General features: G+C 45.2%; 13 protein-coding genes and 1 pseudogene. 6 read left to right on the forward strand and 8 right to left on the reverse strand.

Going from position 1 to position 15,103, the window contains the following annotated elements:
* Window positions 1-45 precede the first annotated feature (45 nt).
* Window positions 46-1,101 (reverse strand): 3-deoxy-7-phosphoheptulonate synthase, encoded by a 1,056-nt coding sequence (locus tag NHN17_RS13665; protein WP_255043121.1) that lies wholly within the window; start codon window positions 1,099-1,101, stop codon window positions 46-48.
* A gap of 441 nt (window positions 1,102-1,542) precedes the next feature.
* Here NHN17_RS13665 and NHN17_RS13670 point away from each other — a divergent pair, with 441 nt between their 5' ends.
* Complete coding sequence (locus tag NHN17_RS13670; RefSeq protein ID WP_255043122.1) at window positions 1,543-2,424, forward strand: putative PEP-binding protein; 882 nt, start codon at window positions 1,543-1,545, stop codon at window positions 2,422-2,424.
* Between the two features lie 245 nt (window positions 2,425-2,669).
* Here NHN17_RS13670 and NHN17_RS13675 read toward each other — a convergent pair whose 3' ends face one another.
* Window positions 2,670-4,148 (reverse strand): protein adenylyltransferase SelO, encoded by a 1,479-nt coding sequence (locus NHN17_RS13675; protein ID WP_255043123.1) that lies wholly within the window; start codon window positions 4,146-4,148, stop codon window positions 2,670-2,672.
* 114 nt (window positions 4,149-4,262) lie between these two features.
* Window positions 4,263-5,612, reverse strand: coding sequence for a hypothetical protein (locus NHN17_RS13680; protein ID WP_255043124.1), 1,350 nt, complete (start codon window positions 5,610-5,612; stop codon window positions 4,263-4,265).
* Between the two features lie 320 nt (window positions 5,613-5,932).
* Between NHN17_RS13680 and NHN17_RS13685 the strand changes: the two genes are divergently transcribed.
* Window positions 5,933-6,772, forward strand: coding sequence for a CvfB family protein (locus tag NHN17_RS13685; protein ID WP_255043134.1), 840 nt, complete (start codon window positions 5,933-5,935; stop codon window positions 6,770-6,772).
* Window positions 6,773-6,826: 54 nt separating this feature from the next.
* On the opposite strand, the gene NHN17_RS13690 is transcribed toward NHN17_RS13685, so the two are convergent.
* From NHN17_RS13690 to moeA, 4 genes are all read right to left on the reverse strand, one after another.
* Window positions 6,827-7,477: a MarC family protein gene (locus NHN17_RS13690; protein ID WP_255043125.1), complete on the reverse strand. Its 651-nt coding sequence runs from the start codon at window positions 7,475-7,477 to the stop codon at window positions 6,827-6,829.
* A 139-nt stretch (window positions 7,478-7,616) separates the two neighbouring features.
* The gene (locus NHN17_RS13695; RefSeq protein ID WP_255043126.1) at window positions 7,617-8,075 is read right to left on the reverse strand and encodes a CC0125/CC1285 family lipoprotein; all 459 of its coding nucleotides are present in this window, start codon (window positions 8,073-8,075) and stop codon (window positions 7,617-7,619) included.
* 216 nt (window positions 8,076-8,291) lie between these two features.
* Window positions 8,292-9,038: a molybdopterin-synthase adenylyltransferase MoeB gene (moeB, locus tag NHN17_RS13700; protein ID WP_255043127.1), complete on the reverse strand. Its 747-nt coding sequence runs from the start codon at window positions 9,036-9,038 to the stop codon at window positions 8,292-8,294.
* 118 nt (window positions 9,039-9,156) lie between these two features.
* Window positions 9,157-10,389, reverse strand: a complete 1,233-nt coding sequence (gene moeA, locus NHN17_RS13705; RefSeq protein WP_255043128.1) for a molybdopterin molybdotransferase MoeA — start codon at window positions 10,387-10,389, stop codon at window positions 9,157-9,159.
* Window positions 10,390-10,625: 236 nt separating this feature from the next.
* Between moeA and folE the strand changes: the two genes are divergently transcribed.
* The 4 genes from folE to NHN17_RS13725 all read left to right on the forward strand — a co-directional run bounded on the left by folE (window position 10,626) and on the right by NHN17_RS13725 (window position 14,953).
* Window positions 10,626-11,279 (forward strand): GTP cyclohydrolase I FolE, encoded by a 654-nt coding sequence (folE, locus tag NHN17_RS13710; protein ID WP_255043129.1) that lies wholly within the window; start codon window positions 10,626-10,628, stop codon window positions 11,277-11,279.
* Window positions 11,280-11,385: 106 nt separating this feature from the next.
* Window positions 11,386-12,333 (forward strand): LysR family transcriptional regulator, encoded by a 948-nt coding sequence (locus NHN17_RS13715; protein ID WP_255043130.1) that lies wholly within the window; start codon window positions 11,386-11,388, stop codon window positions 12,331-12,333.
* 477 nt (window positions 12,334-12,810) lie between these two features.
* Window positions 12,811-14,580 (forward strand): L,D-transpeptidase family protein, encoded by a 1,770-nt coding sequence (locus NHN17_RS13720; protein ID WP_255043131.1) that lies wholly within the window; start codon window positions 12,811-12,813, stop codon window positions 14,578-14,580.
* Window positions 14,581-14,683: 103 nt separating this feature from the next.
* Window positions 14,684-14,953 carry a hypothetical protein gene (locus NHN17_RS13725; protein WP_255043132.1) on the forward strand — a complete coding sequence of 90 codons (270 nt, stop codon included), beginning with the start codon at window positions 14,684-14,686 and terminating at the stop codon, window positions 14,951-14,953.
* Between the two features lie 22 nt (window positions 14,954-14,975).
* Here NHN17_RS13725 and NHN17_RS13730 read toward each other — a convergent pair.
* A pseudogene (locus NHN17_RS13730) lies at window positions 14,976-15,103 on the reverse strand (IS1595 family transposase); the annotation flags it as partial.

Below are 15,103 nucleotides of genomic sequence, written 5' to 3' on the forward strand. Positions count from 1 at the left end.
ATCTTGGATTGGGGGTATGGCATTGAACTGCCATACCTCGGTCAGTTATTGTTGGCTACCTACCGCATCAGACAGCATGTCAAGCAGGGTGACTGTATCATCCCAGTTAATGCACGGGTCAGTAATAGACTGGCCATAAGTTAGTGCATCTAGATCGTTTGTATCGACAGGTTGGTTACCTTCAACGATAAAACTTTCCGCCATAATACCAGCAACAAACTGGCTGCCTGATTTAATTTGTTGGCAAATTTCGGCAGCGACATCAAGTTGACGTTTATGCTGCTTCTGGCAGTTTCCATGACTGAAATCGACGACCAAGCGGGTTGGTAAATCGAATGAAGCTAATGTGTCGCAAGATGCTTGAATATCTTCTGCATGGTAATTTGGCATCTTACCACCGCGAAGAATTACGTGGCCATGAGGATTACCGGATGTACGGTAAATGGTCATTTCACCATTTTTAGCGGGTGAACAAAACACATGAGACTCGCGTGTGGCACGAATCGCATCGATTGCAATCTTAATATTGCCATCGGTGCCATTTTTGAACCCAACCGGGCAGGATAGTGCAGATGCCATTTCACGGTGAATCTGAGATTCGGTTGTACGCGCACCGATAGCGCCCCAGCTGATCAAGTCAGCCAAATATTGGCCAGTGATCATATCAAGGAACTCTGTTGCTGTAGGCATGCCGAGCGCATTGATATCAACAAGCAGCTTACGGGCAGTGTGAAGACCCTTGGCTAAATCCAAGCTGCCATCGAGGTTAGGATCGGAAACCAAACCTTTCCAGCCCACGACAGTGCGCGGTTTTTCAAAATAAGTACGCATTACAATAAATAGCGTATCTTTGTATTTTTCCTGAACAGCTTGAAGGCGTTTAGCATAGTCGATGGCAGCATCAGGATCATGGACAGAACAAGGACCAACGATAACAAGAAGACGTGAGTCCTTGCCCGTGAGAATAGCTTCAACTTGACGACGAGAGTGGGCGATATGCTCCGCAATTCCATCTGTGATTGGGTAAGCAGCTTCTACCGCAGCTGGCGTTGGCATTAGCCCAAGACTGACGGTGCGGAGTTCATCTGTTTTCATTGGCATAGTGTTGCCTATCTCGGTATTACAAAAATTATTGACGCGTAAAGATAGCCCAAAAGTTGGCAGGAATAAACCAAACTTGTGATATCACTTAGATTTTTATTCTAGATCTTTCTTTGTTACTTCGCTTTTTATCAAAATAGGTCAATGCAAGCTGCCTTTTTGTGCAACTGAAATAGTTCATCTCCATCTAGCATTAAATGCCTCATGTCTGTGAATAGCTCAGAATCTTGTACTTAACGAAGTGATAGATGATTAAAACTTTCTGTATAGCTACTTGCGTCAGATGGCATGAATCAGTATGTTGGGTCTATATGAATATCTACCCATGTTGCGTGGGTAAAAATGGAAGTCGATATACGAAAGGAATCACAGGCCTAGGCGCTATGATCTGTCTAATATATGTTCTTCCTAGAAACCAAGATAAAGTAGTTATGGTGGCTTATGACAAACAGCGCTCAGTCAGGTTTACAGTTTTCTGAAATTCTTAAATCCTCGTCGCAATTATCAAGTATGCAAGCGGATATTGGCCTGCTTTCGATTGATGATATCTTATTAGAAGTCGGTGTTCATCCTCTGGCAGCGGCTTACCCTGCCGACTTACCCTCAGACGTGCAGCAGCAGTTGTTGACACAAACAGAGGGGAACCCAGCCGAATATTTTGTCTCTGCATTGGCAGAGAAGCTCATTGCCGCGGCACAAAAAGCGGGGGACAACCCTCTTAAAGTACGTCTTGCTGGTGCTGACTCATACCAAAGGCAGTCATTACTGGGCTCAGAGCTTGAAAGCAAAGAGGTGAATCCACTGATTGGCCAGCGAGGAGTTTCTCGTTGGGCAAACAAGGCGATCCGTAAAGCTTTTGAACTGGAATGCGAAGCCGTTAAGCGCGCCAGAATTGCTGAAGGTATGGTGAATATCGAACTTGTTATTCCATTTGTTAGAACTTTCAGTGAGGCGGCAACAGCCATTGATTTATTGGCAGAGCAAGGGTTATGCCGAGGAGCGCAGGGGCTTAAGGTCCATCTGATGGCTGAACTACCAGCCAATGCACTGATGGCAGAAAAGTTTTTGCAATACTTTGATGGTTTGGTCATTGATATCGATCAGCTTGCGCAGTTTGCGCTTGGATTGGATCAAACCCATCCGTCATTGGAGTATTTGCATGACGATCAAAATGAGGCGGTATTAGCACTCATCGACCATGCATTGAAGGCTACAACGGTAGCGAAAAAACCATGTGACATGCTGAGCCATTACATCAACAAAGCGCCTAACCTCCAGTTGTGGTTAATGGAGCATGGAGTCTCTAAAGTGATCACGCAATAGAGAACAAATGTTGAAACGAAGAGCCCGGCGGATGTCTAACTCTGCCGGGTTCTTTTTTTATGCTGGTTCATACCTTAGCAGGACACTTCGCAGTGGTGTTGGTACGGCAAATCGACTGAGTTGGTTAATGAGAAGCCGTAACCAAGGTTCGCCCGACTAAAAAAACACCCCTATCAAATTTGATGGGAATAATTACTCAAAAATCGAATGATGTAATGAACCGTGAACTATGTCTCAACGCTTCCCTAAGAAGAACAACTGATCTCCAGTGTTTTCCCCCACTCAGGCGGTTGCTCTGCAAAAGTGGCAAACCCTGGGTGTTCATCAAATGGGTTTTGCAATACTTTCAAGAGTTGTTCCACCAGAGTGAAGTCACCTTTCTCCGCTTGTTCGATAGCTTGCTGAGCGAGGTAGTTCCTCAAAATAAACTTAGGGTTGGATGCGCGCATCAGCGCGAGGCGATCGGTGTCACTCAAGGAGTCTTTTTCCAGCCTATCAGCATACAGGGATAGCCATACTTCCAGTGGGGCAAGATTTTTGAACAAAGGTTGGAAGTGGTGACTGGATGTCTTCAATTCTGCATGAGGAATTGACGACAAAGTACGGAAAAATAAGGTGTAGTCGACAGCTTGTTTTTTCATCAAATCAAACAAATTGGCAAACAGCGGGGTATCTTGTTCTCGTTTTTCTTTTAGACCGAGCTTGTTGCGCATATTCTTGCTATAGGCTTGTTGTAGCAAAATTTGATAGCTTTCTAAGGCATGATCAATGTCATCTTTCTCTAGCAGAGGGGTGAGTGCATAGCCGAGTGCTGATAAGTTCCACAAGGCGATGTTGGGTTGCTGGTTGAATGCATATCGTCCGGAGTAATCGGAATGGTTGCAGATAAAACCGGGGTCATAGTCATCTAGAAAGCCATAAGGGCCATAGTCAAACGTCAGACCGAGAACTGACATGTTGTCGGTATTCATCACGCCATGGGCGAAACCAACCGCTTGCCAGTCGGCAATCAATTGGGCGGTTAAAAAGACGATAGTATTGAACATCTGGCGATAACGTGTGGCATCGTCGGCTTTGCTGTCAATATCTGCAAAGTGGTTGCTGATTAAATAATCAGCCAACAACTTTAGTTCGCTATGTTGCTGGGTATAAAAAAGGTATTCAAAGTGACCGAACCTGAGGTGGCTCTCGGCAACACGGATTAGCGTCGCGCCACGCTCGACCGTTTCACGAAAGACTGGCGTATTACTCGAAAGTACCGCAAGAGCATGGGTTGTTTTGATGCCTAATCCATCCATTGCTGCGCTAGCAAGGTACTCACGAATACTGGAACGTAAAACAGCTCGGCCATCGCCTTGGCGAGAATAGGGGGTAAGACCGGATCCTTTAAGGTGGATATCCCATTTTTGTCCGTATGATGTCAGTACTTCACCGAGTAACAACCCCCGTCCATCTCCTAACTCAGGGTTATATTGACCAAACTGATGACCGGTGTACTTCATGGCAAGAGGGGCCATTGCTGAGTGCTGATCATTGCCCGTGAAGAGGTTAATAAAGTACTCAGTACTGGTTTGAACCGGGTCCAGTTCAAGCAATTCGCATACCTTAGGGTTTGCGCTAACCAGAAAAGGATCATCAAGCGGCTGGGGTTTGATTGGCGTACCAAACACAGCTGGAAGATGGCTGAATGTGTTGTTGAAAATGAGCTCGGACAGTTTTTTCATATAGGGATCATCAAAATGGCTTCCCTTTAAGCGTATCAACTGCTGGCGAGGTTACAACGGAGAGAGTGTAGGGGTATTACCTCTCCCGGTTGTATTTCGTGCATGCGGTGGGGGTTAATTGCTTTCTATCGGTTCGATATCGATAATCTTTGAGCGATTCATAATGACCTTCCAGCGCTGGACACAGATGGTTTTCTCATCGACCATTTCCCGGGTCACTAGATTGACCAAGTGACGTTTTTCTACGGTTTCCTTCGACACTTGACCGTCTTTTAATTGGTAGATTTTTTGCGACCCTTTTTCCATTAGTCGGGTAATTGTACGCAGATCGAGCATTATGGACTCACGGGTTTGCTCATAGCCTGTCAGAAACTTGGTGGGCGACATGCGCGTCGTGCTTTTGTAGTGCAATACCGTCTCTTCATGCTGTGAAACCTTGTGTTTGCGAACCTTTCTGATTTCTTTATCTAAATCTTTAAAAGCGCAATATTCCATCCATTCTAACTGGCGTCCGATCAACTGGTTAGAGTTAACGTCAAAAAATTGTTTACGCCACTTAGGTTTGCCTTTTCGTACCATGCGCCAAAGGATGGTTTTTAAGTCATCCTTAAACACTTCGCGTGCGGCATAGATGAAAGATAGAACCAGAATAAATGAAGCGGTAATATCACCGAGAACACCTCGAGCTTCAATCAGCATCAAGGTAACGAAAATCATTACAAAACCGGCTGCAAACCCAGTAACCACTTTGCGGGTGTTCTGGCCCAGCTCAGTCGTTTTTTCTTTCATGGTAACCGGGTATTCTATCAAACGACGCAGTAGGCGCATTTTGTTGGACATCCGGGTCGGATCTTCCATTGCTTTGGATGAGTTGTAGTCATGCTTGTAGCGGTGTTCCGACTCTTTTTCACAAACCTCAAGTAGCAGTGATTTGATGTTGCTGTAATCACTGCTTCTAGGCAGGTGTGCAACAAGCTCAAGTAATCGCTGTTCTGTGTACCATGAAAGATAGTTATCGACATTTTCGTAATACTTGTGCAGTTTTTTGTCAGTAGGCACATTACGGCGGAGTCGTTTTAAAATCCGTTGAGTTAATTGGGCGACCTCTTCGACTTCCTCAAGCGATCGCTCTTCTTTGTCATCGAGTAGTTGCTGAGCGGTCTTCTCAAGTGCTAAGGCATATTGATACGCGTAAAGGCTTAAGCTTAAACGATACTGTTCAGTAGAAAGTTTACCGCGACTAGCAAGTCGGCTATGAACCAGTGGCAAGTGGTTTACATCACTGTAGTAGGTACGTTTACCTTGAATCGCATTGTGGAAAAATTCATCTTCAGCAATGATATTGCTATTTAATCCAAGTTCGCCGGGAACGAAAATATAGAGGTCCAGTTGTCGGTTGGTTGTTTCAGGAATGACATGGGAAATTTTGAGTTTATGCCCGTCTTTTTTTTCAACTGTGATCACTCTACTACACTACCTCACTATGGTTGGGTGATATGAATATGCGACGTTGAATAATCAAGCCACTTAGCTACTAACATAACGTTAAGTTTGGGAAGCAAGGTTAATTTTAGATGAATTAGTTAGTTAATAGCAGTGTTATTTAGTGTTTCACTCTTTATTAGCGTGGAAAGTAAGCAAATAATGAAAGATAGGTCAGGCGCATTGGATTAACATCACGTATAATGCCCCGCCTGATGTTAAGATGAAGCATGACAGAGCGTCGCATGCTGTCGGCTGTTTGTTACACAGGCCGTTTAATTTATCCAGAGAGTGTCGAAAGAATGATTAGAATTGGACAATACAACACGTTAGAGGTAGTCAAGTTAGTAGATTTTGGCGTATTCCTTGATGGTGGTGATGACTTTGGCAATATCCTACTGCCTAAAGCCTCTGTTCCTGCCGGCACTCAGCTGGGGGACCAGTTGGAAGTCTTTGTTTATTTCGATTCTGAAGATGAAATCATTGCGACGACCAAACAGCCATATGCTGTGGTTGGTGACTTTGCTTTGCTGCGTGTCGTCGGCATTTGTGGTGTTGGTGCATTTGTTGACTGGGGTTTGGAAAAAGACTTATTAGTTCCATTCAGTGAGCAGCGCCGCCGTCTTGAAGAAGGTCAAGACATCATGGTTCGTGTTTACACCGATAAAGCATCGGGCCGTATTGTAGGTTCAACCAAGTTCAACCGTTTCTTGGATAAAACACCAGCTGAATACAAAGTGGGTGAAGAAGTTCAGGTTCAGATCGCTGAAACCAGCGAACTGGGTTATAAAGCCGTAATCGAAGATAAGCATTGGGGCCTTCTATTCAAGACAGAATCTTTTGGTAAGTTGTTCCCGGGCAAAAAGCTGAAAGCTTACATTAAAGAAATTCGCCCAGACGGTAAGATCAACCTGTCACTGCAAAAAGCTGGTAAGGCAAAGGTTGACGACTTGGCTGATAAAATTCTAACGACACTTGAGCGTAAGGGCGGCTTTGTTCCACTAAGTGATAAGTCGTCACCAGATGCAATTTTCAAAGAGTTTCGTACCAGTAAAGCGACCTTCAAGAAAACCATTGGTGGTCTGTATAAGAAAGGTCTAATTATTATCGATAAAGATGGCATTCGCCTGAACGATAATTAATCATAAATTGGTTTCATGATTGTCTTAAAAGCCGGTATTTATTACCGGCTTTTTTTATCTAGGTATTTGATTTAACAACTCTCTTGCATCATGTACTCCTTGGATCCCCATTTGCATACCAATGACTGTTAAGATTAATCCCATCAGCCTAGTGACAATACTGATTCCGTTTTCCCCTAGTAAGCTGACTAGCTTTTGACCGTAAATAAAACAAACCAGGCTGATGAGGCACAGCAAGGCAAAGGCTGAAATAGTAATGACAATATTTAATGCACCGCCGGCGGCCGAGTAGTTCATAGCCGTTGCAATAGTCCCTGGTCCCGCTAGTATCGGCAGGGCCAGCGGGGAAATAGCGACATCTGGCTCACTATTGCTCTCTTCTTTATTTTCAATTGGTTGGTGGCTGTGCATTGATGAACTACTTCCTTGTAGCATGTGATAGCCAACTAAAAAAACCAAGATACCCCCTGAGATTCTTAATGCAGGTAGAGTAATGCCAAAAACTTGAAATATCCCTTTTCCGAGTAAGCTGAAAGCCGCCACAATGCAAAATGCGGTAAATAGGGCTTTGAAGGCGGTGGCTTTCTGTTGCTGGTGGGTTTGATTGCTGGTTAAGCCGATGAAGACAGCGGTGTTAGCTATAGGGTTCATGATGGCAAAGAACCCCATAAATACCGTTACGCTAACAGTCAGTAAATCATGCATTGGGTTACCCTTTAACTATCTGTTTTGATGAAGCTTAGTTGCTATGACTGAGGGGGGTAAAAAGCGTTGGTGATAAATGAGAGGTGATTATCACTTCCGAGAAGAAAGCCGGTGATAATTTACCGGCTTGGGGGAGGTATTACGATCTCACATCGACGCTGTTTAAAACAAAGTCGGACTCGTATACCGAAAGATTTCTTTCGGTTGGTTTTTCGTTCATACCAATAACTTCAACCATTACGGTAGTTTCTGTAATCGTGCTGCCGGTGCCATACAGAAAGTCATTACTGGAATATCCTATGCCTGATGTGCTGCCGGTTTGATCTCGGAAGTTCTGCTCGCCTCGAAGCGCAAAGTAAGGATAGCCAGCGCCTTTGGCTAATTCTGCTGCTTTGTGGAGTAGGTAGTTTCTGGCAAGAGTGCGATCGGTGTTTTCATTACCGATAAAGCTTATTTGCCAAGTGTCCTGAGCAAGGGGAGTGACTTCGAAACCTTTACCGAAAGACCAGAACGAGTCGCGGTCGGTATCATATGGGGTAGCACAGCCTGCAAGAAGTAATGCGCTTAAACCAAACGCGATAAGTCTACTATTTTTCATTATATCTGCCCTATAAAACACTGTTCATTACAGTGTTTGATAGTAGCATTAATTTAATGTCATTCATCGGTTTGATGTGTGATCCGTACAAAAGCATACAATTGGTGAATGTGCCTTGGGGGGATATTCGGTTTAGGGAAGGCTTCCCGAGGGTACTTCAATGCTATATCGACAGACACCATACAAAAGGAAGCATCGCTTCCTTTTGTCTATGCATTAACCACAAATTGTGCAACTAGGCTGCTTGGCCAATACCATTTCCCGCCAGCTCATCGTCATCGCATCAAGCATCAGTATCTTACCGGTCAGAGGTTGTCCCATCTTGGCGGCCACTTTAATGGCTTCCATGGCTTGGACGGCACCCACAATACCCACAACCGGTGACATGATCCCTGCTTCTACGCAGGTCAGAGCTTGCTGGCCAAATAAGGCACTTAGGCACTGGTAGCATGGCTCATTGTCTTGGTAGGTGTAGACGCTGATTTGTCCTTCCATACGAATAGCGGCACCAGAAATCAATGGTGTTTTGGTTTCAAAACACAATCTGTTTAGTTGGTTTCGGGTATCAACGTTATCGCAGCAATCCAACACGATATCATGTTGCTCGATAAGCGCTTTCAACGATACGTCATCAAGGCGCTCAGCAACGGTTTCAATGGTGGTGTTCGGGTTGATGGTTTGCAGGGCTTGGCGTGCTGACTCGACCTTTAGCATGCCGACAGTGCTATCGTTGTGCAGTACCTGACGCTGAAGGTTGGAAACCTCCACTTTATCGTCATCGATGATGGTCATTTTGCCTACACCGGCCGCTGCTAGGTATTGGGTTGAAGCGCAACCCAATCCTCCAGCCCCCAAAACCAGCATAGAGGAGGCTTTAAGTGCTTCTTGGCCATCAAAATCAAATTGCTTGAGAATAATTTGGCGGTTGTAGCGCAGCATTTCTGCGTCGGTAAGTTCTACCACGGTGTGTTCCTGTCGTGTTCTGCAGGCAGTTGTCACAAAAATGCGCCGTAAAAGATAGCGGCGCACTCGTCACTGCGTAATTAGTACATGGCTATAGCCGTTTTAGTACATAGTTTGTTTAGTACATCGCTTGGTTGAAAAGCTCGATGGTGACATCTTCCCCCGGCATTACACGGCCGCGTTCTTGTTCAAGTACCACAAAGCAATTGGCTTGATGCATAGAACTAAAGGCGCCTGAACCTTGGTTACCTGTTGTCGCGACTTCAACTTGGCCTTCGCTGTTAATTTGGTAAATACCACGCTGGTAATCAGCACGGCCAGGTCGCTTTTTGAATACCGTCGTTGCTTTGGCTTTCAGGCGTTGCGGTGGCTGGTACTGGCTATGGCCAGCAAGCTTGGCAAGCATCGGCTGGACCAACTGGTAAAGCGTCACCATGGCCGATACAGGGTTACCCGGTAAGCCACAGAACCAAGTGTTTTTGATTGTGCCAAAAGCAAATGGCTTACCCGGTTTCATGGCGATTTTCCAAAAGCCTATTTCACCTTGTTCGTCGAGAATATCTTTGGTGTAGTCAGCTTCACCTACGCTAACACCACCGGATGTGACTAGCACATCGGCTGTTGTTGCCTTGTCAAAAGCCTCACGAAGTTTTTCAGGGCAGTCAGCAATAATGCCAAGATCCACCACATCACAGCCAAATTTTTCTAGCAGCGCACGGATACCATAGCGGTTGCTGTCGTAGATTTGTCCAGCTTCCAAAGGCTCACCAACAGGGCGAAGCTCATCACCTGTCGAGAAAAACGCAACGATTGGGCGACGATAAACGGGTAGGGTTGCAATCCCCAGAGAGGCAAGCAGAGGCATTTCACGAGCGGTAATGCGGTTACCCTTAGCTACAACCACATCACCATGGTGAACATCATCGCCAATCGGGCGTACATTTTCACCGTGAGACACTTTGTTAGTGAAGCGGATATTGTCGCCATCAACTTCAGTTTCTTCCTGCATGATAACGGTGTCCGCGCCTTCAGGCATTTGGGCACCGGTCATAATACGAATACATTGACCAGGCTGACATTCGCCATTATATGGGATACCGGCAAAAGATTTACCTGCCATGTGCAGGGTATCGGTATTTTCCAGATCAGCGATACGCAGGGCATATCCGTCCATTGCCGAATTGGCAAATGGCGGCACGTTAATTGGTGAGCAAATGTCTTCTGCAAGTACTAGCCCCATGCCTTCAGACAGGGAAACCGTCGTTGCAGTTTCAAGGGGTTTGACTTGATCAAGAATCTTGGTCAGTGCGGTGTCGACTGGCATTAAGCCTGGAGTGTCACAACATCCCATAATAGGTATCCGTCTATCGTCGTTATATATTTTAGTGGGGTAATTATGACAAAAAAAGGTCACTAGCACTAATACCTGAGTAGTTTCGTCGTGTAATTCCTAGTGTATTTTTTTCGATTTAAGGGTATCCTTCCGTTTCAAAGTTTGCTGGCACTCGTATTTGGGCACGTTTCATACACATAAGTATCTAAAATTACTTGATGTTTGCTTTAAGCCCAGCCGGTTGGAGGAAAAGAATGACTGCATTTAGCGAATCTGCATTGAAGGTGCGCCAAGCACTGGTTGAACGTGGCTTAGAAACCCCTATGATTGATAGGGTGGTAAGTCGTGAAGAGAAGAAAGAAAAAATTGAATATCACATGCGTGAGATTCTTGAGCTTCTTTCATTGGATTTAACCGACGATAGCTTGGTTGAAACACCGCATCGAATCGCAAAGATGTATGTTGATGAAGTGTTTTCTGGTCTAGATTACGGCAACTTCCCGAAAATCACCGTCATTGAAAATAAGATGAAGTGTGATGAAATGGTGCGGGTCAAAGATATTACCTTAACCAGCACTTGTGAACATCACCTGGTTACCATCGACGGGACCGCCACTGTCGCTTATATCCCTCGTGGCAAAATCATCGGTCTGTCTAAGATCAACCGTATTGTCCGTTTCTTTGCCCAGCGCCCGCAGGTACAGGAGCGCATGACGCAACAAATCTTGGTTGCTCTGCAGACCTTGCTTGAAAGCGATGATGTTGCCGTTACCATGGATGCAACACATTATTGTGTGAAAGCGCGTGGTGTCATGGACGCAACCAGTGTGACGACGACTACGGCGCTAGGTGGTATTTTTAAGCGCAATCCAGCAACACGTGCTGAATTTCTGCACGGCCTTCGATAATCTTTATTTGACGCCAATCCAGAATAATTTATTATGAAACAAGCCAGTAGATTATCTACTGGCTTTTTTGTTGCTAGCGACACCTCACCTGGATACCAAAAGGCTTATGGATCTCATCAAACTGTCCCGAATCAGCATGAAGCATTTAATAACACTGCATGTCATGCTGGATACACTCAGTGTTACCGCGAGTGCAGAAAGGTTATGCCTGAGCCCATCCTCTGTTAGCAAGACCTTGACCCAATTGCGGGAAAGCTTGAACGATGAGTTGTTCTATCGTCACGGCAATCAACTCGTAGCCACACCGCTTGCCCGTCGTCTGGGGCCAACAGTACACCAAATGATCAATGAGATGAACCAGATGCTGACGCAAGAGGCATTTGATCCTGCGTCATATCAAGGACGTTTTTCTTTGGCGATGCGGGAGAGTACGTTTGAACTGTTGGCGGCTAAGTTGAGCGCGAGGGTACTGGAGCAATCGCCGGGTATGCGATTGGAGATTTGGTCGCGCGATAATAAAGGCTTTGATAGCCTTGCCAAAGGCCAGTTGGATTTTATCATTTTACCCCATGATAAAAGCCAGCCACCGAGCACTCAGAATAATCTGGTATGGGAAACCTTGCTGGATGACGAGATGGTGTGCTTGATGAACCCCAACCATCCACTAGCCGATAAAACTCTGACCATTGATGATTACCTCAGTTACGGTCATATCGGTATTACCGATAACGACTTGAATGTCCCGTTCTTCGAAATGCAGCTTGCTCAGCAGCACCGGAAGCGCAAAATTGCCGTCAATGTGCCTGACTTTGGTGGGGCAGCCTTGATGTGTCACCACAGTGATTTACTGTTCACCTGCTCCCGCCAATGGGCAAGTGCCGCCTTGCAGGCAAAAGAGCTGATCACTAAACCGTTACCATTTAATTATGGCGAGGTCTCTTACAGTCTCGTCTGGCATCAGCCGAGCATGAACGATCCTGCCCAGCGTTGGTTGTACGAGCAAATCATTGCAGTAGCGCAAGAGTCCCAGCGTAAAACGTCAAGTATGAACTAGGGCGTTTAGTTCTATGCGTTAACATCCTGCCACGCTTTCAAATCAAACATGGCGTCTCCAAAACTGGTAAGAGTTTTTGCCAGCCGGTAAGGCTAATACCAACCTACATAAATATTTGATCAGTCTTGCAGGTTAAAATCGCTGTTCTCTGCGTTAGATATTTTGTAATTAGAGCCACTAGTTACTGCAATATCTGCCTTGATAACATAAGAACTGTTCGTTGCTTCACCCCCACTGATTGTAATGCCAGACAAAAACAGTTGATGCTTTCGAACGAGTTGCAATTCTTCTTCAATTCTCATTTGTTGGGTTTTGGGGCTGGATTGTCATTTTTGGAACATAACGAAGTTGTCATAGTGTTACTTATTTGACTAAAAATAATAGTAGGTGGATCAAACAGGAAGCCGCCCCGCTCCTCCAATTTCTCATGGACAGAGCTTGATAGTTGGTCGAAGATTTTAGCTCAGGACGTATGTAATGAATTGCTCAGACAGATCGCCGAACCGTTTTAACGTATTACTTTGCTCTTTGACCTTGACGCTTGGTGGCCAAGTGCAAGCACAATCGGTAGTCAACACCGAGTATGCTGCTCTGGTTAGCCCAAGTGATGTGACTAGAAAATATTCAAGTCAGCGTACTCAAGCGGCCGACAGATCGATGATGAAAAGATCACTTTTAGATCTTTCTTTGCTTAAAAGTATAAATCTATCTAGCGGCCAAACCTTATGTGGGGTTACTCAAACGGGCTTGTGCTTCACAGAGGAAGTGAAGCGAATTTATACCGCAAATGGTTATATGCCGCTATGGCGTGAGAACTTCCTGAGGGAGGCGCTTAATGTCAGAGTGAGATCATTGGCGTACTCAGGCTTGATTTCCGGCTTAGAACTTCGACTATCAGAGCTTGCCCAACTTGAACAACAGCCTGACGCTCGCGCTTATGACATACTTGCAACTGACACCTACCTTTTGTACGAAGCCCTAACCCGTCAACTTTATGCTGAACCGAGTATGATGTTTCGTCATCAAACTCTGAGTTTAAAAAGTGATACTGAAATGGATCGGTTACCCGGTTCGGTGTTGGGCGCGGTACACAACTCATCATTTTTGGCATCCCGTTTGGTTGGCAGGCAAGATCAATTTGATCTCGTTCAGCGAGCGCTGGAACAAGTAGAACATTTTAAGCAGTTGCCATCACATAATTATCAAGCTCACGGCCGCCAACTGATCAAACAGGACAAGGTGGTACCCAATGGGTTGGCCATGATAGAGGTTCTTAATAGCTATGGCGATTTGAGTGATGAGGAATTTTACCGATTAAAGGCCGAGCCCACACTTACTAACAGTGGTGTATTAAATCAAGCAATTAGGCGTTTCCAAAAGCGTAATGGGCTTGAAGCCGATGGAATTATAGGCCCGGCAACAACGCGTCAAATAGCACTGCCTTATAATGAGGTTGCCCGCTTATTGGCCCTGAATTTGTACCGAAGCCAATTAGGTGCAACAGGCGATGACCGTCCGAGTATTAGGGTGAATATCCCAGATTACCGCTTGCAAATCACTCATAACAAAGAAGTGGTATTTGAATCAAAAGTGATTGTCGGCCGCACTGCTCGGCCAACCAACTTGTTCTCTTCTTCGATGAATATTATGGTGGTGAACCCGCGTTGGAACGTTCCTGAGACGATTAAAAAGAAAGACGTTATTCCAGGGATGAAGGCATCACCCGATTACTTGCAACGTAAGAATCTAACCATGATCCGTAGTTGGCGTGATCGTACTGCGATCTCGCCGGAACTAGTGGAGTGGAGCAACGTCAACCCTCACACATTCCCTTATGAATTTATGCAAAAACCCGGTAGGGGAAATGCGTTGGGCAATGTGAAATTTTTGATGCCAAATGATTACTCTATCTACCTGCATGACACACCATCCAGAGGTTTATTTAATAAAACTAAGCGTAATTTAAGCTCAGGATGCGTTAGAGTAGAAAAAGCCGCCGAGCTTGCTGAATATGTCCTGGATTACCAGCAGCGGCCGAGCTGGCGTAACTACCAGCAACTGGTGAGTGATAGGCGAACCGATACTATTACCTTGCCGCGCAAAATTGATGTTGATGTTACCTATGTGACTGCTTGGGTTGATGAAAATGACCAACTGCAGTTACGGGAAGATATATATGGTTATGACAGGCCGATCAAACGCCCGGTAAAACTGAAATACTCAACGGTGAAAAATTATAGACAGTAGCGTCAATCCTAGGTATCTCAAAGCGTGAGGTGACGAGGAAACGAGAATGAAAAATCAGTACTGGGGTGTGCAAGCACAAAATTCATGATGCTGGATCAAGGCGATGTTAAGCAACAGAGTCAATGAGTTAGTTGAAAGAGCATTGTTGGAAGGCGACATTAAAGCCAAAGTCGCGATAGAAAAAATCAATCAAAAAGCGATGCCGGTGATTGAAGGGTTACCTGTGATTGAGAGCACGCCGTCAGAAGAAAAGATGCTGCTAGATATTGAAATGCAGTCCGAGCAGCTGAATCAAAATGCTATTAAGGCCGCACGAGTTGTCGCGAGCCTTCCTTTTATCTTGTGTATGTTTAGTTTTGTCGGACACGGATAAAAAATAAAGCCTTATATATACGCTATGTTCCTTTTAACTGTTGCTGAAGACTTAACATCCTGTTTTCGTTAAGTTCTTCAGTCACATCCATGTATCGATGCCAACCAAGGTAATGCTCTAAGTATTTCGTCGCTACTCCGTGGAATCGTT

This window comes from Photobacterium pectinilyticum (genome assembly GCF_024357955.1).
Lineage (GTDB): Bacteria > Pseudomonadota > Gammaproteobacteria > Enterobacterales > Vibrionaceae > Photobacterium > Photobacterium pectinilyticum.